General features: G+C 34.2%; 22 protein-coding genes. 10 read left to right on the top strand and 12 right to left on the bottom strand.

The window, feature by feature from the left end; all coding sequences use genetic code 11:
* Positions 1–212: 212 nt before the first annotated feature.
* The 4 genes from A9G43_RS09550 to aceE all read right to left on the bottom strand — a co-directional run bounded on the left by A9G43_RS09550 (position 213) and on the right by aceE (position 6,654).
* Entirely contained in the window at positions 213–569 is a 357-nt protein-coding gene (locus A9G43_RS09550) for a hypothetical protein (RefSeq protein ID WP_034909822.1), read from the bottom strand.
* Between the two features lie 369 nt (positions 570–938).
* Complete coding sequence (gene lpdA, locus A9G43_RS09545; protein WP_065560236.1) at positions 939–2,363, bottom strand: dihydrolipoyl dehydrogenase; 1,425 nt, start codon at positions 2,361–2,363, stop codon at positions 939–941.
* 16 nt (positions 2,364–2,379) lie between these two features.
* Entirely contained in the window at positions 2,380–3,975 is a 1,596-nt protein-coding gene (gene aceF / locus A9G43_RS09540) for a pyruvate dehydrogenase complex dihydrolipoyllysine-residue acetyltransferase (protein WP_065608597.1), read from the bottom strand.
* A 12-nt stretch (positions 3,976–3,987) separates the two neighbouring features.
* Complete coding sequence (gene aceE / locus A9G43_RS09535; RefSeq protein ID WP_065608596.1) at positions 3,988–6,654, bottom strand: pyruvate dehydrogenase (acetyl-transferring), homodimeric type; 2,667 nt, start codon at positions 6,652–6,654, stop codon at positions 3,988–3,990.
* Positions 6,655–7,026: 372 nt separating this feature from the next.
* Between aceE and lipB the strand changes: the two genes are divergently transcribed.
* Positions 7,027–7,647, top strand: a complete 621-nt coding sequence (gene lipB, locus A9G43_RS09530; RefSeq protein WP_065608595.1) for a lipoyl(octanoyl) transferase LipB — start codon at positions 7,027–7,029, stop codon at positions 7,645–7,647.
* 10 nt (positions 7,648–7,657) lie between these two features.
* Entirely contained in the window at positions 7,658–8,617 is a 960-nt protein-coding gene (gene lipA / locus A9G43_RS09525) for a lipoyl synthase (RefSeq protein ID WP_065608594.1), read from the top strand.
* Between the two features lie 37 nt (positions 8,618–8,654).
* Here lipA and A9G43_RS09520 read toward each other — a convergent pair whose 3' ends face one another.
* The gene (locus tag A9G43_RS09520; protein WP_065608592.1) at positions 8,655–10,427 is read right to left on the bottom strand and encodes a DUF3413 domain-containing protein; all 1,773 of its coding nucleotides are present in this window, start codon (positions 10,425–10,427) and stop codon (positions 8,655–8,657) included.
* Between the two features lie 189 nt (positions 10,428–10,616).
* Here A9G43_RS09520 and A9G43_RS09515 point away from each other — a divergent pair, with 189 nt between their 5' ends.
* From A9G43_RS09515 to A9G43_RS09505, 3 genes are all read left to right on the top strand, one after another.
* Positions 10,617–12,389, top strand: coding sequence for an AAA family ATPase (locus tag A9G43_RS09515; RefSeq protein ID WP_218058663.1), 1,773 nt, complete (start codon positions 10,617–10,619; stop codon positions 12,387–12,389).
* A gap of 117 nt (positions 12,390–12,506) precedes the next feature.
* Positions 12,507–13,028 carry a bifunctional 3-hydroxydecanoyl-ACP dehydratase/trans-2-decenoyl-ACP isomerase gene (gene fabA, locus A9G43_RS09510; protein WP_034909831.1) on the top strand — a complete coding sequence of 174 codons (522 nt, stop codon included), beginning with the start codon at positions 12,507–12,509 and terminating at the stop codon, positions 13,026–13,028.
* A 97-nt stretch (positions 13,029–13,125) separates the two neighbouring features.
* Complete coding sequence (locus A9G43_RS09505; RefSeq protein WP_255308776.1) at positions 13,126–13,647, top strand: thermonuclease family protein; 522 nt, start codon at positions 13,126–13,128, stop codon at positions 13,645–13,647.
* Between the two features lie 411 nt (positions 13,648–14,058).
* Here A9G43_RS09505 and cspE read toward each other — a convergent pair whose 3' ends face one another.
* The 3 genes from cspE to A9G43_RS09490 form a co-directional block, all read right to left on the bottom strand.
* Positions 14,059–14,268 (bottom strand): transcription antiterminator/RNA stability regulator CspE, encoded by a 210-nt coding sequence (gene cspE, locus A9G43_RS09500; protein ID WP_065560231.1) that lies wholly within the window; start codon positions 14,266–14,268, stop codon positions 14,059–14,061.
* A 302-nt stretch (positions 14,269–14,570) separates the two neighbouring features.
* Entirely contained in the window at positions 14,571–15,380 is an 810-nt protein-coding gene (gene proC, locus A9G43_RS09495) for a pyrroline-5-carboxylate reductase (RefSeq protein WP_065608590.1), read from the bottom strand.
* Positions 15,381–15,499: 119 nt separating this feature from the next.
* Positions 15,500–16,441: a type IV pilus twitching motility protein PilT gene (locus tag A9G43_RS09490; RefSeq protein WP_065608588.1), complete on the bottom strand. Its 942-nt coding sequence runs from the start codon at positions 16,439–16,441 to the stop codon at positions 15,500–15,502.
* 37 nt (positions 16,442–16,478) lie between these two features.
* On the opposite strand from A9G43_RS09490, the gene A9G43_RS09485 reads away from it, so the two are divergent.
* Together A9G43_RS09485 and A9G43_RS09480 are read left to right on the top strand one after the other, a co-directional pair.
* Complete coding sequence (locus A9G43_RS09485) at positions 16,479–17,180, top strand: YggS family pyridoxal phosphate-dependent enzyme (protein WP_065608586.1); 702 nt, start codon at positions 16,479–16,481, stop codon at positions 17,178–17,180.
* Between the two features lie 36 nt (positions 17,181–17,216).
* Positions 17,217–17,774, top strand: coding sequence for a YggT family protein (locus A9G43_RS09480; RefSeq protein ID WP_065608584.1), 558 nt, complete (start codon positions 17,217–17,219; stop codon positions 17,772–17,774).
* Positions 17,775–17,807: 33 nt separating this feature from the next.
* Here the strand turns inward: A9G43_RS09480 and A9G43_RS09475 are convergent, their stop codons facing one another.
* From A9G43_RS09475 to corA, 4 genes are all read right to left on the bottom strand, one after another.
* Positions 17,808–18,230 carry a YcgN family cysteine cluster protein gene (locus A9G43_RS09475; RefSeq protein ID WP_034912894.1) on the bottom strand — a complete coding sequence of 141 codons (423 nt, stop codon included), beginning with the start codon at positions 18,228–18,230 and terminating at the stop codon, positions 17,808–17,810.
* Positions 18,227–18,475 (bottom strand): YcgL domain-containing protein, encoded by a 249-nt coding sequence (locus A9G43_RS09470; RefSeq protein ID WP_081298109.1) that lies wholly within the window; start codon positions 18,473–18,475, stop codon positions 18,227–18,229. The genes A9G43_RS09475 and A9G43_RS09470 overlap by 4 nt, the downstream gene beginning before the upstream one ends.
* 25 nt (positions 18,476–18,500) lie before the next feature.
* A complete protein-coding gene (locus tag A9G43_RS09465) occupies positions 18,501–19,463 on the bottom strand; it encodes a glucokinase (RefSeq protein ID WP_065560225.1) in 963 nt (320 codons plus the stop codon).
* 188 nt (positions 19,464–19,651) lie between these two features.
* Positions 19,652–20,593: a magnesium/cobalt transporter CorA gene (gene corA / locus A9G43_RS09460; RefSeq protein ID WP_034912903.1), complete on the bottom strand. Its 942-nt coding sequence runs from the start codon at positions 20,591–20,593 to the stop codon at positions 19,652–19,654.
* Positions 20,594–20,811: 218 nt separating this feature from the next.
* On the opposite strand from corA, the gene A9G43_RS09455 reads away from it, so the two are divergent.
* The 3 genes from A9G43_RS09455 (at position 20,812) to A9G43_RS09445 (ending at position 22,418) form a co-directional block, all read left to right on the top strand.
* The gene (locus tag A9G43_RS09455; RefSeq protein WP_065608582.1) at positions 20,812–21,330 is read left to right on the top strand and encodes a single-stranded DNA-binding protein; all 519 of its coding nucleotides are present in this window, start codon (positions 20,812–20,814) and stop codon (positions 21,328–21,330) included.
* 154 nt (positions 21,331–21,484) lie between these two features.
* Complete coding sequence (locus A9G43_RS09450; protein WP_065608580.1) at positions 21,485–22,108, top strand: hypothetical protein; 624 nt, start codon at positions 21,485–21,487, stop codon at positions 22,106–22,108.
* Between the two features lie 52 nt (positions 22,109–22,160).
* Positions 22,161–22,418: a transposase gene (locus A9G43_RS09445; RefSeq protein ID WP_065608578.1), complete on the top strand. Its 258-nt coding sequence runs from the start codon at positions 22,161–22,163 to the stop codon at positions 22,416–22,418.
* Positions 22,419–22,571 lie beyond the last annotated feature (153 nt).

Below are 22,571 nucleotides of genomic sequence, written 5' to 3'. Positions count from 1 at the left end.
AGTTTTAACATATCAAATTCTGTTACCAACATCAAAATATTGTTTAATACTTTGTGAATCAAAATTCCAAGCTATTTAATCAAAGGCTGAAAGATAGAACCGTGTTTTATGAATTTTATTTAGAATAATTTCTATTACAAATACTTACTGAGTATTATTAGGCTGTCAACAATCAATAATAAATAGGTTTATGTTAGTATTTCTTCTATCAATTAATCATATTCAATTTTATATCTGCCTATAACATCAAAAATATGATCATAAGTACTAAGAATTATACGTTGCTTGCCTTTTTTATGAACTTCATCTACTAAATCAAAACTAGATTTTGAATATTTTTCATAAGGGTATTCATCTATTAGATAAATAGATAAGCTGTCAATATCACTAAAAATAAATGTAACTTTAACTTCTGGAACATTTAAGATTTTTGGCTTACAGCCTGCTAGTGATAATGATGTATTGACCATCAAAGTGAATGGTATACATTCTAATTTAACGTCAGATAATATCAATGCATTTCGTGCATAAATAATGCCGTATTTTGTTTGTATTTCCTGTGTGTTCATATTAACCTCATTTTTTCAATTTATTTTGATTGGTATCGTTTTTTTGAAAAATCTCTTAATATACTTACAGACAAATTTATCTTAGATAAATCATCTGAATAAAATCCTAAGTATTGTAATCTTTTTAATAATATAAAGACACCTGTTAATAACAGGTACTAGGGTATTGACGTTTACCAAAGTTATCAAAGATATATAACTTATTTATCTCTCGTTTTCATTAAGATCAACACTTAGTTATTTGATTCATTTTTTACTGAAACGTATAGTTACCTGAAACTTTTTGACAAAAATTATCTTATAAAAAATAAAAATGCCGTTAGTTTAAGCTAACGGCATTTTATTAAGTATATAAATGACTTATTATTACTATTTCTTCTTCGCTTTAGCATTTGGTAAATCAGTGACAGAGCCTTCATAAATTTCAGAGGCTAAGCCAATTGATTCATGCAATGTTGGGTGAGCATGAATTGTTAATGCAATATCTTCGGCATCGCAACCCATTTCGACAGCTAAGGTGATTTCACCAAGTAATTCACCGCCATTTGCACCAACAACCGCACCACCTAATAGGCGATTATCTGCTTTATTGAAGATCAGTTTTGTCATCCCTTCAGAGCAATCAGAAGCAATAGCTCGTCCTGAAGCTGCCCATGGGAAGATTGATACTTCATAATCAATACCTTTCTCTTTCGCTTCTTTTTCAGTTAAACCAACCCAAGCAACTTCAGGTTCGGTATAAGCGATAGAAGGAATGGTTTTTGGATCAAAGAAGTGTTTTTTACCTGCAATTACTTCTGCTGCCACATGACCTTCGTGTACGCCTTTGTGCGCAAGCATTGGTTGACCAACAATATCTCCAATTGCATAGATATGCGGAACATTGGTACGCATCTGTTTATCGACTTCGATAAATCCACGGTCAGTAACATTAACGCCTGCTTTTTCCGCACTAATTAATTTACCATTTGGTGTACGACCAATAGCCACTAATACCGCATCATAAGTATGAGTTTCGGTGCTGCCGTCTTTCTTTTCCATGGTGACATAAATTGCATCATGTTTTGCTTCAACGGTAGTAACTTTAGTTTCCAATCGTAAAGTGAATTTCTTTTGAATCTGCTTAGTAAAGACTTTAATTACATCTTTATCAGCAGCCGGAATCACTTGATCAAACATTTCAACTACATCGACTTCTGAACCAAGTGCATGGTATACAGTCCCCATTTCAAGACCTATAATTCCGCCACCCATTAATAATAATTTTTTAGGAATGGTGGTTAAAGCTAAGGCATCTGTAGAATCCCAAATACGAGGATCATCATGTGGAATAAAAGGCAACTTGATTGGACGAGAGCCCGCTGCAATAATCGCATTATCAAAGGTGATCTTAGTGATTCCTTTTGATGAAGTTACCTCCATTGTATGACTACCGGTAAACTGTGCTTCACCTTGAATCACATTGACTTTGCGCATTTTTGCCATGCCAGCTAGTCCATTAGTCAGTTGACTAATGACTTTTTCTTTCCAGCCACGCACTTTGTCTAATTCAAGTCTAGGTGTACCAAAATGGATACCATGTTCGGTTAATGATTTTGCTTCATCCATTACTTTAGCAACATGAAGTAATGCTTTTGATGGAATACAGCCTACATTTAAACAAACACCACCAAGTGTTGAATAACGTTCAACAAGGGTAACTTCTAGTCCAAGGTCGGCAGCACGGAACGCAGCGGAATAACCCGCTGGTCCTGCTCCTAAAACCACAACTTGTGTTTTAACATCTTGACTCATAATTTGATCTCCTTAATTACATCACTAAACGACGTAAGTCGGATAAGACGTTAACAATATGGCTTAAGAAGCGTGCACCATCAGCACCATCAATAACTCGGTGATCGAATGATAATGATAATGGCAACATTAGCCGTGGTGTAAACTCTTTGCCATTCCAAACTGGTTTCATGCTAGAGCGAGATACACCTAAAATACCAACTTCTGGCGCATTAACAATTGGTGTAAACGAGGTTGTACCAATGCCACCAAGGCTAGAAATAGTGAAACATCCACCTTGCATATCGCTACCTGTCAATTTACCTTCACGTGCCTTTTTAGAAATTGCCGCAAGCTCACGAGAAAGTTCAACAATACCCTTTTTATCAACATCTTTAAATACTGGTACTACAAGACCATTTGGTGTATCGACAGCAACGCCAATATTAATGTATTTTTTGATAATTAAGGTTTGGGCATCTTCAGATAATGAGCTATTAAAGCGTGGATACGCTGTTAATGCACTTGCTACCGCTTTCATGATAAACACAAGTGGCGTGATCTTAAGATCAAGTTTTTTCTTATCTGCTTCTGCATTTTGTTGCTTACGGAATGCTTCTAAATCAGTAATATCTGTTTCATCAAATTCTGTCACATGCGGAATCATTACCCAGTTACGGTGTAAATTTGCACCTGATACTTTTTGAATTTTAGTTAATGGTAAACTTTCAACTTCACCAAATTTGCTAAAATCAACTTTAGGCCATGGTAATAGACCAGGTAATGCACCACCTGTAGCGCCACTTTCAATTTGTTTAACAGCATTTTTTACGTAAGTTTGAATGTCTTCACGTAAAATACGGTTTTTAGGACCTGTAGCAGTAACTTTTGCTAGATTTACCCCAAATTCACGTGCTAAACGACGTACAGATGGTGTTGCATGAGCATAAGCATCGTTTTCAACAAACTCATTGCTTGATGAAGCAGGCGCTGATTTTGCAGCAACTGGTGCTGGCGTTGGCTCAGGTGCTGCTTTTTCAGCAACAGGAGCTGCGGCAGCTGGAGCTGCTTGAGTAACTGGAGCTGCACTAGATGTGGTTTCAAATTCCATGATTTTGGAACCTGTTTTTACTTTATCACCCACTTTTATCGTGATACTTTTAACCGTACCAGCAATGGTTGCTGGTACTTCCATTGAGGCTTTATCACCCTCAACGGTAATTAATGAATCATCAACAGATATAGTATCACCTACTTTTACCAAAATTTCCGTTACTTCGACTTCATCACCACCAATATCTGGAACTTTTACATCTACAATTTGGCTAGTTGCAGTTGGTGTTACTTCAACTTTTGGTGCTTCTTGTGCTGTAACTGTAGCTGGAGCGGCAGTTTCGCCACCTTGCCCATCAAAGACCATAATGTCAACGCCTGTTTTGACTTTATCGCCAATTTTTACAGAAATAGATTTAACAATACCAGCCTGTGGTGCTGGGATTTCCATTGATGCTTTATCACCTTCAACTGTCATAATTGACTGATCAGCTTCAACTTTATCGCCTATTTTAACCAGAATTTCGGTTACTTCTACTTCGTCACCACCGATATCAGGTAATTTGATTTGAATACTCATTATAATAACCTCTTATGCAATTCGTGGATTAAGTTTATCGGCATTGATTTCGAATTTTTTGATCGCATCTTCAACAACGCTAACTTCAATATCGCCACGTTTAGCAAGTTCACCCAATGCTGCAACCACAACATAAGATGCATCGACTTCAAAGTGATGACGTAAATTTTCACGGCTATCACTGCGACCGAAACCGTCAGTACCGAGTACTCGATAGCTTTCAGCAGGTACAAATCCACGAATTTGCTCAGCAAACAATTTCATATAATCAGTTGAAACCACCGCTGGATTGTTATTCATAATTTGTGCAACATAAGGCACTTTTGGTGTTTCACTTGGATGCAACATATTATATCGTTCGCAATCTTGACCATCACGAGCAAGTTCAGTAAATGATGTTACGCTATAAACTTCTGAGCTAATACCATAATTTTTAGCTAAGATTTCAGCCGCTTCACGAACATGGCGTAAAATAGAGCCTGAACCTAGTAACTGAACAGTCGGTTTGCCTTTTTGACCCTCAACGGTATCTAGTTTATAAATACCTCGTCGAATACCCTCTTCTGCACCTTCTGGCATTGCTGGTTGTGCATAGTTTTCATTGAGAGTTGTAATATAGTAGTAAACGTTTTCTTGCTCACCATACATGCGACGTAAACCGTCTTGCATGATTACCGCAACTTCATAAGCATAAGCAGGATCATATGATATACAGTTAGGGATAGTTAATGCTTGAATGTGACTGTGACCATCTTGGTGTTGTAGACCTTCACCATTTAGCGTTGTTCGACCAGAGGTTCCACCAATCATAAATCCACGAGCTTGTTGATCACCTGCTGCCCACATTAGATCACCAATACGTTGGAATCCAAACATTGAATAGTAAATGTAGAATGGAATCATTGGGAAATCATTTGTGCTATATGAAGTGGCCGCAGCAATCCAAGAGGCCGTTGCACCACATTCATTAATTCCTTCTTGAAGAATTTGACCTTTCTCATCTTCACGATAATAAGCCACTTGTTCTTTATCTTGTGGTGTATATTGTTGACCGTGTGGATTATAAATACCAATTTGACGGAATAAACCTTCCATACCAAAAGTACGTGCTTCATCAGCTAGAATAGGTACTAAACGTGGAGCAAGTTCTTTATCCTTAAGCATAATATTAAGCGCACGGACAAATGCTATAGTGGTTGATATTTCTTTCGATTGAGCTTCAAGTAATGACGCAAATTCACTTAATGGAGGAATTGAAACAGTTCCTGAAAAATGAGTTAATCTAGATGGTACATAACCATGTAACGCTTCACGACGCTCATGAATGTATTTGTATTCTGGCGTGTGTTCCTCAAATTTGATGTATGGTAATTTTTCAAGTGCTTCATCTGTCACTGGAATATTGAAGAAATCGCGAACATGACGCACGCCATCCATATTCATTTTTTTCACTTGGTGAGCTATATTTTTTGCTTCAGCAGCAGCCCCCATACCATAACCTTTTATGGTGTGAGCAAGAATAACAGTTGGACGATCTTTAGTTTCTTTTGCTCGTTGGAATGCTGCAAACATTTTAACTGGATCTTGACCACCACGGTTTAATCTAAAGATTTCTTCATCAGACATATCTTTAACTAATTCAGCAGTTTCAGGGTATTTACCAAAGAAATGCTCGCGAACATAAGCACCGTCTTTTGATTTTAATGTTTGATAATCACCATCAAGTGTTTCATTCATTAGGCGAATTAACTTACCTGATTTATCTTTTTGGAGAAGTTTATCCCAACGGTCACCCCAAAGAACTTTAATTACGTTCCAACCAGCACCAGCAAATACACCTTCTAGTTCATTAATAATTTTACCATTACCCGTTACTGGACCATCTAAACGTTGTAAATTACAGTTGATAACAAAAACTAAATTATCTAGTTTTTCACGTGTTGCAACGGTAATTGCACCTTTTGATTCTGGTTCATCCATCTCACCATCACCTAAGAAAGCATAGACAGTCTGTTCAGAAGTATCTTTCAAACCACGATTTTCTAAATATTTTAAAAAACGTGCTTGATAAATGGCATTAACAGGACCAAGCCCCATCGATACTGTTGGAAATTGCCAAAATTCTGGAAGCAATTTAGGATGAGGGTATGATGGTAAACCTTTACCATGAACTTCTTGACGGAAATTATCTAACTGCTCTTCGGTTAAACGTCCTTCAATAAAGGCTCGAGAGTAAATACCTGGTGAGATGTGCCCTTGGAAGTAAATTAAATCACCGCCATCTTTTTCATTACGAGCACGGAAAAAGTGGTTAAAACAGACTTCATAAAAAGTAGCTGCAGATTGGAACGATGCCATATGACCACCAAGCTCTAAATCTTTCTTTGAAGCTCGTAACACCATCATAATTGCATTCCAACGGACAATTGAACGAATACGTCTTTCTATTTCCCAATCGCCAGGATAAGCAGGTTGCTCTTCTACTGGAATAGTATTGACATAATTGCTTGTTGAAGAACCAAAAAGTACTGGAACACCACCATCTCTCGCCTTATTAACTATTTGTTCAATAATATACTGTGCACGTTCGACACCTTCTTCTCGAATAATAGACTCAACACTTTTGAGCCAATCTTGTGTTTCAATGGGATCGACATCATTCATTTGCATGTCCGACATATAAAAACCTCTTTTTTGTTTAGAAAAATACAACGTTTTATTCTTAATTACATTAAAAAATGTCACTAATCAAGCTAAAACGCTGGATTACGGAGTTTTATTTATAGCAGTCTGCCATTTTTAAAAAAAAAGTAAAGCAAACTGCTACTTTGAAAAGAATGTTAATTCCTATCAAATTAATCAACTATTTCAATAATAATAACAAAATTAATATTATTTATCTGATAAATAATTAAATTTTAATTAAGAGTAAGTATAAATATTATTTTAATAACTACACTAAAAATAACTACAAGTTGTCAAGTTATTATAAAATCTGTTATATACTTGTAAAAATAACGATAATACTACTTGAAGATAACAAAAAATACTATGATCATTAATAATGTCATTATCAAAGACTTAAAAATTGAACCATATGCGCACACCTATCAAGCTATGCATAATTTTACCAAACAACGTAATGAGCATTCTCTTGATGAAATCTGGCTAGTCGAGCATGAACCTGTATTTACCCAAGGTAAAGTTGGTAAAGCAGAACATTTATTAAATCAGACAGATATCCCTGTTATTCAGACCGATCGCGGTGGTCAAATTACTTATCATGCTCCAGGTCAACAAATCATGTATATTTTATTTGATTTAAAAAGACTTAAGCTAGGTATTCGAGACGTAGTTAGTTATTTAGAAAATAGTGTCATTCAAACATTGCTCCATTATGGTATTATAGCTCGTGCAAAGTCTGATGCTCCGGGAGTTTATATTAACGAAAAAAAAATTTGCTCACTTGGGTTGCATATCAGTCGTGGCTGCACTTTACATGGACTTGCATTCAATGTTGATATGGATCTTTCCCCTTTTAATAACATTAACCCTTGTGGCTACGCTGGATTACAAATGACGCAACTAAAAGAATATGTCTCTCAAATTGACCGTAAAGAGATAAAACAACTATTAACTAATAATTTTATTAAGCAGTTACCTCAAAGATAAGATACCAATTATGCAAAATAATGAAACAATAATCAGAAGTTCGAAATATCGTGATGCCGAAAAGACGCGCTTAATTCCAACTGTAACATTAGACGATGTCGCACCACTAAAAAAACCTGAATGGATGCGAATTAAATTATCTGCTCACTCTGATAATATAGCACATATTAAAAACACAATGCGCAAACATGGATTACATTCAGTCTGTGAAGAAGCATCTTGCCCTAATTTAGCTGAATGTTTTAATCATGGCACGGCTACTTTTATGATTTTGGGTGATATTTGTACCCGCCGTTGCCCATTTTGTGATGTAGCTCATGGTAGACCATTACCACCAGATAGTAAAGAACCCATTAAGCTAGCAAAAACCATTCAAGAAATGAAATTACGCTATGTTGTTATTACCTCGGTTGATAGGGATGATTTAAAAGATGGTGGAGCTAGCCATTTTGCTAATTGTACTCGAGAAATCAGAGAATTAAACCCAAATATAAAGGTTGAAACATTAACACCTGATTTTCGTGGTTGTATTGATGAAGCAATTGATGTCTTAAGTGATAATCCACCTGATGTATTTAATCATAATTTAGAAAATATACCTCGCTTATATAAAAGGATCCGACCTGGCGCTAACTATGAAGGGTCACTTAAATTACTGGCAGCATTTAAAGAACGATATCCTGAAATTCCTACAAAATCTGGGTTGATGGTAGGACTTGGCGAAACAAATCAAGAATTAATTCAAGTGTTAAAAGATTTACGCAGTCATGGTGTTACTATGTTGACGCTTGGTCAATATTTACAACCAAGTAAATATCATTTACCCGTTGAACGTTATGTTTCACCACAAGAATTTGAAGAATTAAAGCAAACGGCATTAAATATGGGATTCACTCATGCAGCTTGTGGGCCATTTGTACGTTCATCTTATCATGCTGATTTACAAGCAATGGGCAAAGAGGTGAAGTAATCTTCACCTCTTTTTATTATTCTATTCAAAAGCTAAATCAATTATCCACAACCATAAAACGGCGATTTTCAGTAACGATTTGCAAAAAGATTGGTAAGCTAATTTTTTCTTCTTTTTGCAATTTACCATTGATATCATAAATTTTAGAACGACCAAAAGCATCTAAAACAACCGTTTTATCATCATAAAGTGCAGCTATAGTATTTTCATCACCAGCAACTAGCCATTGTCTAGGCTTTCGAGTAAATAGGTTTTTACCTTGACTGTATTGTTGAGGTGGCGTAGTAACATAAAATGCGTCTTGCATTAATGTAAGCATAATATCAGTTTGCGAAGTTGCTTCTGTTATTTGGGCACTTTCTTTATTCGGCCATGATATAATCAATGGTACTTTTAATGATTCTCTCTTAAAATCACTACTTGTATTGCGTGATGCTACTTTTTTCACCTCGTCAATTTTAATATCATTCGAACCAGTAATAACAATAATCGTATCATCATAGGTATTAGATAATTTCAAATAGGCAATTAATGATTCAATGTATTGATCTAGCTTTTTAACTTCTGATTGAAGATCTGATATTGTAATTTTTTTATTTTTACCACCCAATGAATATTGGATTATAGAAAACAAAGGTGCATGATTATCAAGGCTATTTTGCTCTTCATGCCAAGACCTCCAGTTTTCTGTTATTTGTTTATTAGATTGTTTTTTAGGTTGTGGTATTGAAAAATTAGATAACAAAGCTGAACGATATAAAGGTTCAGCAAAACCATCTTCCGAAAATAGACCTAAGTTGTAGTGTTGTTTTGTAACAACATCAAACAATACAGACGGTTTATGTCCAACAAGGATACTATTATAGTAGTTAGGATCTAACCCATAAAACAATGAAAAGTCATTTAAATAGGACTGATTACTTGCACCATAATGATTAGTAAAGAAAATATTATCTTGAGAAAATTCATTTAACCACGGCATATGTTTAGTTAATAAATTAGTATTCCACCCTTCAATAACAATCATTAACACATTATTTTTCATCAGTTTTTGATCATAAACAACACTTCCCAACGGATACTCAATTGCCATCGCAAAAGGATTTCCTTCTTGAATAACACGGTCATGATAACCATTTTCCTTAATAAAACCATAACGTTCAAGAAAATGACGAGCAGTTAAAGGATAAGAAAGTGGTAGGCTTGAACGCTGCATAGTAATTGGTCGATAAAAATTAGCATCAGCCCAGATATGAATCAAATGTGAGGTAACGAAACAAAGAATAAAAAGAATTACTACGGGCTTTGCATAGTACTTACGTTTACTTAAGCTACGTAATTTTTTCCAGCTCCATACCGAAAATAAAATTTCAATCAACAAAATAAACGGAATAGCAATAAATACCGTACTTAAATAAGTGACTTTTTGCGATGAAAATAATTGCCAAATAGACAAATTAAGATGCATTCTAAAATGCGAAAAAACTTCAATATCAATAATTAGTAATGAAAGACCTACTGTTGCAAAAACCGTTGCTATAATCCTTTGCCATCGAGATGAATGAATGAAAAAACTTAATGGAAAAAGCAGAATCAAATAAGCAATAAAGGTCAAATAGCTGAAATGTCCGATTGCACTAATAATTGCATAAAATCGCCCCATAAAAGTACGAGGCCAATCTGCAATAAATAAATATTGACTACCTAGTAAAATTACAACAAAAATATTAAACAACGTAAACCAATGCCCCCAACTAACAATTTGTGAGGCACGATAGTCTTTGAAGTAAGTATTTTTGATTTTGAGCATATTAAGTCGTTGCTAATGGTGATTGTTAAGATAAATAAACAATAAATTATGTTTTAGTTTACCTTATTTTAAAAAATCTTTCTGTAAATTTTTTATTTGCTACCATAAAGATTTTGGTAATCTGTTGGCGATACATCGGATACTTGTTATAATTTCAAAATGAAATAAGTTAACAAAAAGATAAAAACTTTGGCAATTAAACAACTCAACGCAAAACTGATCCAGCCTGATTTATCCTATATTTCTGAACTTAGAAACAAAACTAATAATTCAATATCATTAGAATCAGAAAAATCAGCACATTTACTCATGTGGCAACCACGTTTGGCCTCTGCCTTAGCACTGTTATGCCCACCCAAAAGAGTATGTTATAGCCCCCGCTTTATGTTGCTTAAAGCTCCTGAAAGTGAGCTTTTTTTTGATTTACTAAGACAAGCCATTAAATCTGATTTATCTTCACCTTCATTAGGCTATAGTTATTTTTTTAGCGAAAGTAAAATTACGCTGACCAATGCAAAGAGCAAACAAGATAATTTTGCAGCCCAAGACAATTGTTTATTTGCATCATCTGTTGATAGTGAAAAACTATTTGGTTGTGTTAGACAACCTGAGAATAGTCCTATAAAATTACAAGCTGGACTTGTTCATCGTGCTAATGGCGGCATTCTAATTTTAGGCCTTCGCTCACTACTTAGCCAACCATTGTTATGGTCTAAACTAAAACAAATGGTAATAAAGCAAGAATTTGAATGGGTTTCAGCTGACGAATCTCATCCTTTACCTTTGTCTATTCCTCCTATGCCACTTGATTTACGAATCATTTTAGTTGGGGATAGATTAAGTTTAGCAGAATTACAAGATTTTGAACCTGAATTTTATTCAACTTCTATCTATACTGAATTTGAAAATGAATTACCAGTCAAATCATCCGAGCAAATAGAACACTGGATTAATTACTTAAAATTTATCGCTAATAAACAACAATTACCTAATATTGACACCTTAGCTTTAGCAAAAATTTACAAAGAGGCTACTCGCTATACTGGTGATCAACATTACCTCCCTCTTTCGGTAGATTGGATTAATTCGCTATTAGTTAATGCTACACACTTTATGCAAAATAGTGTAATAGATGAATCAGCCATCACTTCTGCTATAAAGCAAAAATCATGGCACGAAAATTATTTGCAAGAAAGGCTACATGAGGAGATATTTAGTAATCAAATAATGATTAATACGAAAGATCAAGTGGTTGGACAAATAAATGGTTTATCGGTAATTGAATATCCTGGACATCCAAAAGCTATCGGCGAACCGACACGTTTAAGTTGCCTTATTCATTTTGGCGATGGTGAACTCATTGATATTGAACGCAAAACAGAATTAGCCGGTAATATTCATTCAAAAGGAATGATGATAATGCAAGCTTTTATCATGTCTGAGTTTGCATTTAATCACCAATTACCTTTTTCGGCTTCTTTAGTGTTTGAACAATCTTACAGTGAAATTGATGGTGATAGTGCTTCGCTTGCCGGACTTTGTGCAATCATTAGCGCTTTATCTCAGCAACCTATCGATCAGCAGTTGGCTGTAACCGGTTCAGTGGATCAATTTGGTCATGTTCAAGCAATTGGTGGCATTAACGAAAAAATTGAAGGATTTTTTGCCGTTTGTCAGCATCAAGGCTTAACAGGTCAACAAGGAGTGATCATACCAGCTATCAATCAACGCCATCTAAGTTTAAGTGATGAAGTTATTGAAGCTATTGAACAAGAGAAGTTTTCAATATGGACAGTTGAACATATTGCCGATGCTCTTTATTTGCTGACAGGTATTCCGTATAAAGATAAAAGTAATATCAATCTTTACCAATTAATTCACGCACGTATGCATGCAGTATTACTACAAGACAAAAAACAAGATAGTTGGTTAAGTAGATGGCAAAAATATTGCAAAAAGTAACAATACCAAATAAACTTTGGTTCAAAATTTTATTAATTACGAAATAGAAAAAGAGAGTTAGCTAACTTTCAATTTTTCAAAACATGTTTTAATTTACATTAAATAAAAGGTTTTTTTATGACATTTGAACGTAAATCATCTTACGATAAAGCAGATCTGATTAAATCAGGCAATAATGAGTTATTTGGTCATGATGGACCACCATTACCATCTGATTTAATGTTAATGATGGATCGTATTATCGAAATGAATGAAAACGGTGGTAACTTTGGCAAAGGTTTTGTTGAAGCTGAACTTGATATTAATCCTGATTTATGGTTTTTTAAATGTCATTTTAAAAACGATCCGGTTATGCCTGGCTGCCTTGGACTTGATGCTATGTGGCAATTAGTTGGATTTTATTTAGGTTGGATTGGCGGTAAAGGGAAAGGGCGAGCTTTAGGTGTTGGTGAGGTAAAATTTACAGGGCAAGTACTACCAACTAATAAAAAAGTAACCTATAAAATCCATTTCAAACGTGTAATTAATCGAAAATTAATTATGGGTATCGGTGATGGTGAAGTTTTTGTTGATGGTAAGCTTATTTATCAAGCATCTGATTTAAAAGTAGGTCTATTCCAAGATACCAACGCTTTTTAATTAAAAGTCATTCTTTCTGTCAGCCTTATTAAATACAAGTAAGGTTGACATCATCTCTTTTTTATCAAATTCATATGTAGTTATAGCATAAACAATCATGTATAATGCTACAAATTTTTATACTTTTTTATTTATAATGAATCGTTTAAAACCTTTATTGATTTGTATTATTTTATTTTTTTTATCAAACACGCTAGTTTATGCTGATTTCAATGGTAAAGTTGTCAAAGTAATTGATGGCGATACAGTCGATATCTTAACTGTCAAAAAACAAAAAATCCGTGTTCGTTTGCTTGATATCGATGCTCCTGAAAGTAAACAAGCCTATGGTAATGTATCACGGAAATATTTAGCTTCACTTATTGCTGGTAAAAATGTCTTTGTTAAAGAAAACAAAAAAGATATCTATAAAAGAACCTTAGGTACTATTTTTTTAAATAAAGTTAATATTAATGCCAAAATGGTCGAAAAAGGTTATGCTTGGGCATATCGTTATAAAGGGGTAGCTAATAACAAAATGATGGTAAAATTAGAGGCTAGAGCAAAACAGAACCAAATAGGACTATGGAAAGATAAACATCCAATAGCTCCTTGGGATTTTCGACATAATAACAAATAAAGCGCCTTATAAAATACCTATTTTTTAAGAGGAGTAGAGCTTCAACATGTCAATGCTAAGCAAGTCTACTTCTTGATTATCGGCTGGTAGTACAGAAATCTATTGTTTATTATATTCTAAGCTTTGTTTGATTATGTCAGTTGGTTATTTAATTGCTAAATCATCAGAGCTAGTTTTGAGTTAACTATCAATATAAAATTTTTACAAGCTTCAGACAAATCAGCCATAGCTACAGGAAAAATGCCTAAAAGTGCCATAAAAATACTAATTTTTACCTTTTTATATTTCATATTTATTGGTAATGTATAAAAAAACAAATTAAATATTATAAAATAACTAGGATTTAATGAAAAATTTAGGATGGAAATATATAAATCTTACCAGCAAATGCTGATAAGATAATAAAAAAAATTAGATCACACTAACATCTGTAGCTGAAGGACCTCGAGGGCTATCTTGAATAGAAAACTCTACTTGTTGACCTTCACCTAAAGTTTTGAATCCATCGCCAGAAATTGCAGAGAAATGTACAAATACATCTTTGCTACCATCAGCGGGAGAAATGAAACCAAAACCTTTACTTTCGTTAAACCATTTTACTTGGCCAGTTTTCTTAGACATAATAATCTTCCTATAAATAAATTAACTTTAGCCCCTAAAGGGCTTATTCAAAAACATAAAACCTAGATTACTTATTAACACTAAGAAGAATATACTAAAGAAAACTAATCTCTAAGACATAGTAAACTACAAACTACATATATCGAAATGTTACAAAATAAATCCGCATGTCGTATGCTTGTTTCTATTTACTCATAATTAGTTTACTAATGCAAGCAATCTTTTTAAAAGATTACTTATTATATCAGTAAAAATAATTCATAACGCTAATTTGAAGATATAACATTATGAATTTTATAATATTAATTTTTTGCCATTATTTGAGATTTTTTTATCGTTGCTTCCACTGCATCAATAACAGCCGATCTAAATCCTTTGGCTTCAAGTATTTGCACACCTTCAATGGTTGTACCTGCAGGTGAGCAGACCATATCTTTTAACTCCCCAGGATGTTTACCTGTTTCTAATAATAGTTTTGCCGATCCTAAAACTGCTTGGGCAGCAAACTTGTAAGCTTGTTTTCTTGATAATCCGCCTTTAACCGCGCCATCTGCTAGTGCTTCAATAAACATAAACACAAAAGCGGGGGAAGATCCACTTGCGCCAATAACTGCGTCAATTAAACCTTCAGGAACAACTTCAGTTTCACCAATACAATTTAACAATTGTTGAACAATAGACAATTCTTCATCGGTAATTTCGGTATTAGGGGTAATTGAACACATAGCGGCATTAACAAGGGCTGGTGTGTTTGGCATAACTCGTATAATTTTTTGCTCATAACCCACACATTTGGCAATTGTTTTAATAGTAACACCCGCTGCAATTGAAATTACAATGGTATTTTTCTTTAATTCTTTTTGAATATCAACAAGTACATCAACAAACACATTAGGCTTAACCGCAACAAAAACTATATCGGCTTCTCGAGCAACATCTCTTGCTGAATCGAGATTATTTACTGAATAAGTTTGATTAAGAACTTGACCTTTTTCCGGATGATGATCATAAACATAAATTTGTGTTCCCGGCACAATATTACTACCCAAAATACCTTGCAATATGGCATTCCCCATGTTACCTAAACCAATAAAACCAATTCGTTGTTCCATTTTCACCCTCTTTTACAAAAGATTATTTAAAAAGATTATAATTGATTTTATATATAAATCTCAAAATTTTATATTCTAAGAAATTATTTAATTACTTTTATAAAAAAATGCAGATTATATTAACAGTCCGGCATTACTTGCATACCATATTGCTGCCCATTTTGCATAAGGGAAAATATTTGCTTAATTTTACCTTCATTGATTAAATTGCTAACGGCAGATGTATTTATAAGCACTTCAAATAATGCTTTACGTCCATTTTCAATAGGTATTAATTTTTGATTTATAATAGCTTTTAAACTATTGGAAAGTTGCGAGCGAATAAAATCTCGAGAGCCGTATTCAAATACATCAATAATACGATTAATGGTCTGAATAGCAGAACTAGTATGTAAAGTAGCAAAAACTAAATGGCCTGTTTCAGCAGCCGTTAATGCGGCTTGGATTGAACGTTTATTGCGTAGTTCTCCTAGCAATAGGATATCAGGATCTTGTCTTAAAAGGCTATCGATAGCGCTTGTGAAATTTATCACTTCGCATTGCTGAATTAACGATTTATCATTTTGATAAATATACTCAATCGGATCTTCTAAGGTAATAATATGCTTAGCTACTGTTGAATTTATGTATTGAATTAATGACGCCAAAGTCGTTGTTTTACCACTTCCTGTTGCACCTGTGACAAGAATAATTCCCGACTCAATTACGGCTAGATCCTTAAAAATATTGGGGGCATTAATTTCCGAAAGAGTAGGTATCCGATGATTAATAATGCGAAACACAGCAGAAATGCCGCGCTGTTGATAAAAAATATTAACTCTAAATCGCCCTACTTCAACCAAATGATATGTAAGATCTATTTGTCCACTTTGTTTTAAGATATCAATTTGTGGTTGTTCCAATAAATTAAGTAATTTAATTTCAAGTTCTACCGGAGATAATTTGTCTTCAGACAAAAACTTTAATTGCCCATTAACTCGAATGCATGGTGCTTCACCACTTGAAAGGTGCAAATCAGATGCTTTTTGCGTTACACTAAGCGACAACATCGATTTTAACATTATATTTTACCTATTAGTTTATTAATTGGGAATTAACATGAATACAGTACGTGACAATTTACTTACTATAAAAAACACAATTCAAAAAATAGCCGAAAAATGCGAACGAGATCCCAATACAATCGAACTTATTGCGGTCAGTAAAACAAAACCAGTAACCCTAATCAAACAAGCGATAGATGCAGATCAACTATCTTTTGGTGAAAACTATGTTCAAGAAGGCGTTGAAAAAATCCTGTATTTTAAACAAACACTTCCCAATACTTTATTAACTTGGCATTTTATTGGTCCATTACAATCGAACAAAAGCAAATTAGTCGCTGAACACTTTGATTGGATGCATACCATTGATCGATTTAAAATTGCTCAACGTTTAAATGATCAGCGCCCAGCTAATATGGAAAACTTAAATGTTCTTATTCAAGTTAATATTAGTAAAGAAGCCAGCAAGTCGGGGGTTGATCCTGAACAAGTTTCTGATTTAGCAAAACAAATTATAACACTACCCAATTTAAATTTACGTGGATTAATGGCGATCCCTGAAATTGAAAATGATTTTGACAAACAACTAAACGTCTTTAACAAAATGCACGAACTTTTGCGTTCTTTACAGACTGATTATCCATTTATGGATACATTATCCATGGGCATGAGTGGCGACATGCAAGCAGCTATTGTTGCTGGTAGCACTATGGTTCGAATAGGTACAGCGATCTTTGGAGCAAGACAGTATTTGTGATATATTGCCCGAATAGTTTATTTTAAGGAGTCTTAAATGACATCGCTTTATTTTCTAGGTAATACCATCTTAACGGTATGTCTCTATATTTTAATTTTGCGTTTATGGATGCAACGTGTGCGTGTAAATTTCTATAACCCATTTACCCAATTTATCGTACGAATAACTCAACCTATTATCGGTCCACTACGCAAAGTCATTCCCTCTATTAAGCAAATCGATACCGCTACATGGGTTCTTTTGTACTTTGTTGCCGTCATCAAAATTCTATTTATTTCCTACTATGGAATGATTAGTGAATCAATTTGGGCTAGTAAATACCTACTTTATGCTATTGCTGCCATAGCTCATGCATTTGGGCATTTATTATTCTGGTTATTACTATTTCGAGCAATTCTAAGTTGGGTTAGTCGTGGACAATCAAACGCAGATGAATTACTTACCCAGTTAACTGAACCACTTATAGCACCAATTCGCCGTATTGTGCCACCGCTTGGAATGATTGATATCTCATTTATGATTTTTGTATTTATTTTAATGTTTTTAAATATGCTTGCTGTTGATGTATTTGGATATTTATGGCTGATACTTTAAACTCAAATCAAAAGGGAGCAGTAGCTCCCTATTTTAAATAATATGGTCTTCCCAACAAATCACATCTTTTTCATAAACAATCCGATTTTTAACCGATATCTTCAGCTTATGCATAAGCTTTTTATTACCCGTAATAAGCGGATGCCAATGAGGCAACTGCCCTGTTTCAGAAAAATAACGATAGGTACAGGTTAAAGGTAACCATTCAATGGTAAGGAGGTTATCACGAGTTAACTTGATACAATCGGGTTCATAATCAAAACGTCTATTATAATGTTTACATTGACAAGTATTGGAATCAAGCAAATTACAAGCAACATTAGTATATAAGATCTCGTCTGTATCTTCGTCCATCAATTTATTTAAGCAACATTGACCACAACCATCACAGAGCTGTTCCCATTCTTCATCACTCATCTGAGCTAATGTCTTATATTCCCAAAATGGCTCAATCATACTTTGAAATCATCTTCTTTTAGCATTTGTAAGAAAAATCCATCAGTTTTAATCTTTTCTTCTATTTCAGTGGCGGTACCAACTACAAATTTTCGTTTACCGTCAAGTAATACTTTCATGACAAAAACAGGTGAACCAAAAATAGACATTCCTTTTTCAGGAATCGTTGAAAAATCATTTTCATGTTCCATATATAGGTAGCAGTTCTCTTTTTTGGTACTTCGGTAAATATAACACCACATCATAGAATAAAACCTTTACTCATTAATACTATTTATTAAGACAATTTTGTAAATAAACACCTGCACCAAACAAGCCTGGATCTTCATGTGTTATTACATAAACAGGAATTTTTTTGACTAAATAGGACATACGACCTTTATGTTCAAAAGCATCTCTAAATGGAGATGTTTTAAAAAATTCGATAAAGCGTGGCACAATACCACCAGCAATATAAACGCCACCTTGTGTATTAAGTGTTAATGCCAAATTACCACCAAAACGCCCCATAAAAGTACAAAAATAGGTTAAAGTTTGTAAGCAAAGTGGACAACTTTTAGATAGCGCTTTCTCAACAATAATGTCGGGTGTAATCTCTATTACTGGTTGATTATTAATTTGTAACAACGCTTGATAAATATTAACAATACCACTGCCTGACAAAAACCGCTCGGCAGAAACACGTCCAAATTTTTTGCGAAGTTGCACTAAAATACGGTCTTCATCATCACTTATCATTGGAAGCTCTGTATGCCCACCTTCTCCTGACAAACTAATCCAACGCCCATTTACTTTAATTAAATGTGATACTCCAAGTCCTGTACCTGCACCATAAATTGCAATCGGGTAATCTAAATCAGGTTCATCACCACCAATCTGAACAAGATCTTGTTTAGATAATTTAGGAATTGAAGTTGATACTGCTGTAAAGTCATTAATTACTTCTAGTTTTTCAAGATCAAGTGCCTTAACTAGTTCAGAACGTGAAAATGACAAATTATTATTTGTCATACTAATTATATCTTCATCACTAATAGGACATGCAATTGCAATACAAGCCATTTTAACGGTAACCGCTTGGGCTTGTAAGTAATTCTTAATTAATTTTAGCAATACATCATCCTTTGCAATAAGAACTTTAGTTATTGCTGATAGCTCATTTGTAGCCAAATTATAAAGCGCAAATCGAGCATTAGTTCCACCGATATCGGTGACAAGTGCATATTGATTCATGTTACTTCCTTTATGATAAATTAATTATTTTTAGTTAAAATAATAAGTTTTGCCCATCAATCGATGAAAATATATTGCTGATATTAATAATTATTTATATTAAATTATCCTAAGCAGTTAGTACGATAAGAATTTCATCTAATATATTAAAAAACTATCGAATAAAAACTCAATTTAAATCAATAAATCTACAACCACTTTTTAAGTTTAAAATAAATATAAGGAGCAACGCCTGCTAGCAACATTAATAGTAATGAAAACGGATAACCATATTCCCATTTTAATTCTGGCATGAATTCAAAATTCATACCATAAGCTGAAGCAACTACCGTTGGGGGTAAAAACACAACAGATACAACCGAGAAAATTTTGATAATTCGACTCTGTTCAATATTGATAAAACTGGTTGCAGCTTGCATTAAAAAGTTTACTTTTTGGAATAATGACTCATTATGTGGAACAAGCGATTCAATATCGCGAATAACTTCACGAGCTTGCTCTAGCTGATCTACTGGCATTTTTGCTCGGCGAACTAAATAATTAACCGCTCGTTGGCTATCCATCAAACAAAGACGAACTTTCCACGCGGTATCTTCAAGTTCAGCCAATGAGGTAATAGCTTCATCATAATGCTCTTGAGCAGAACGATCCATAATAATTAAACTTAATTCTTCGAGTTCACTGTAGATATTTTCAATTTGATCTGCTAACTGCTCAACTTTAACTTCAAATAAATCAAGTAAAACTTCATAAGGATTTCCATCGTTCATGCCTTGATAGCGCGATCGCATGCGATACAAACGAAATGCTGGTAAATCTCGCTCACGTAGAGTGAACAAACGACCATTATGCACTGTAAAAGCTACCGTTGAGTTGCCAGCACGATCTTCAGCATCTTCATAAAAAAAGAAAGAGTGGACGTGTAAACCTTCGTTATCTTCAAAAAAACGAGCTGACGCTTCAATATCGTCAAGTTCAATACTAGTTGCTAAGTTTTGTCCTAAATGTGTTAAAACAAAATCTCGATCAGCTTCTTCTGGCTCAATTAAATCAATCCAAGTTGCATTATTTATATCGCCTTCATTAATTTTTACTAATTGTTTGTTTTTCAATCCAAACGCATTAATCATAAGGCCTCCTATAGGAAAAATCTTTTAGAACATCACATTAACAAATGCTTGGTATTATACTCGCTATAGCAACAAATTCCTATGTTTAAACCTATCTTTCTATATCATTTATAAAATGAACGCAAAATTCCATTATTGAATTAAATTCGCTGATATTACTGCAGTCTCATGTTACAATACGCAACTTAAATGCTTAGTGTAATTTTTAGGAGTCAATAATGGCCAGTAGAGGAATAAATAAAGTCATTTTAGTTGGTAATTTAGGTCAAGATCCCGAAGTTCGTTACATGCCTAATGGTAATGCTGTTGCAAATATTAGCATTGCAACATCGGAAACATGGAAGGATAAACAAACTAATGAAAATCGTGAGCGAACTGAATGGCATCGCGTTGTTGTATTTGGTAAATTAGCTGAAATTGCGGGCGAATATTTAAAAAAAGGCTCACAAGTTTACCTCGAAGGACAATTACAAACTCGAAAATGGCAGGACCAATCAGGACAAGATCGTTACACGACAGAAGTTGTAATAAACCCTATTGGCGGTACTTTGCAAATTCTAGGAACACGCAATAGTGGTGAAAACATGGGCGATGGATCACAAAATTGGGGACAAAGTGCTAATAATTCTTCATCAGCACCAATGGCTCAGTCTCGTCCTACAACACAAAATGCGCCAGCACAGCCTGCAGTGACCCCAGAACCACCGATGGATTTTGATGACGATATTCCATTCTAGAGTTTACCTGAGATCTATTCTGTAAAGAATATTAAAATGGCCCTTGTATTAAGGGCTTTTTTATTTTCATTTCCCGTTTATGTATGTAAAGAATTAATTGACAAAAATTTGCTTGTTGTGTACCTTGTTAAAGTGTAAATAATTGGGATATACAATGAATGCTGATTATGGAACGACGACATTTGTAATGGATAGTGGTGAGCGATACTGCTTAGTTATCAATAAAACTACGGGATTTCCCCTTTTCTATCCTAATTTATTCCTTACAACTCAAGTTCGCAATACTAAGTCCAATTCATATTCATCCATTTTATCAGTCGCTAATAATTTAGTTGTTTTACTCCGTTTCCTTGAAAGGAGAGGAATTGATCTCGAACAACGAATTATTAATAGAACATTTTTTGAAGTTCACGAACTCGATGACTTAAGAGATTTCACCCAAAAGAAATTTCTATCCATACCTATATATAAATCAATCTTTCCCAAGTTTTTACCTGATAAATTAGAAGAAATTAAAGAAGTCGTTGAATCTCCTACTCAATATATACGATTAACGACAATAGCTGAGTATTTTCAGTGGTTTGCAAATCATATGATTTCAAGACCATCATCAATAGAAGCCAATCAGATTTATAGAATTGAAACACAGATAAAGTCTAGACGCCCACCAAGAAAAGGCAGAAATAAGACTCAAGATCGATCACTCGATGATATTCAATTAGAGTCTTTATTTGAAGTAATCAGGATTGGTTCTGAGTGTAACTCTCCCCTAAAATAATACAGCAAAAAAGTAGAAAATTCTCTATGATAAAAGTAAAGAGGATTTAAACATGAAAAAAATGACTGAACATCAAATCGTCGCTATTTTAAAAGAAGCTGAAGCGGGTATTCCGGTTAAAGAACTCTGTCGTAAATATGGCATGGGTAATTCAACTTTCTATAAATGGCAGGAAAAATACGGCGGAATGGAAACTTCGGATATCAAACGCTTAAAGGAGCTGGAGGCTGAAAACCGTAAGCTTAAACAGATGTTTGCCGAACTGAGCTTAAAATCCCAGCTTCAGGAAGAAATCATAAAAAAGCTGTAGTGCCCACAAAAGCACGTAAAACGTGGGCACAGCAACTACAACAAAATCATTCGGTTACTATTGCTATGAGTTGTGCCATTGTTGGCTTAAGCCGTTGTGCTTACTATTATCAACCTAAGTTACCGGATGATTCGGTGATTGTTTCGGTGTTGA

The organism is Gilliamella sp. Occ3-1, from assembly GCF_001690655.1.
In the GTDB taxonomy this organism is placed as follows: domain Bacteria; phylum Pseudomonadota; class Gammaproteobacteria; order Enterobacterales; family Orbaceae; genus Gilliamella; species Gilliamella apicola_P.
Note: the sequence above shows the minus strand (reverse complement) of the source record. Positions and strands in the feature narration are given on the sequence as shown.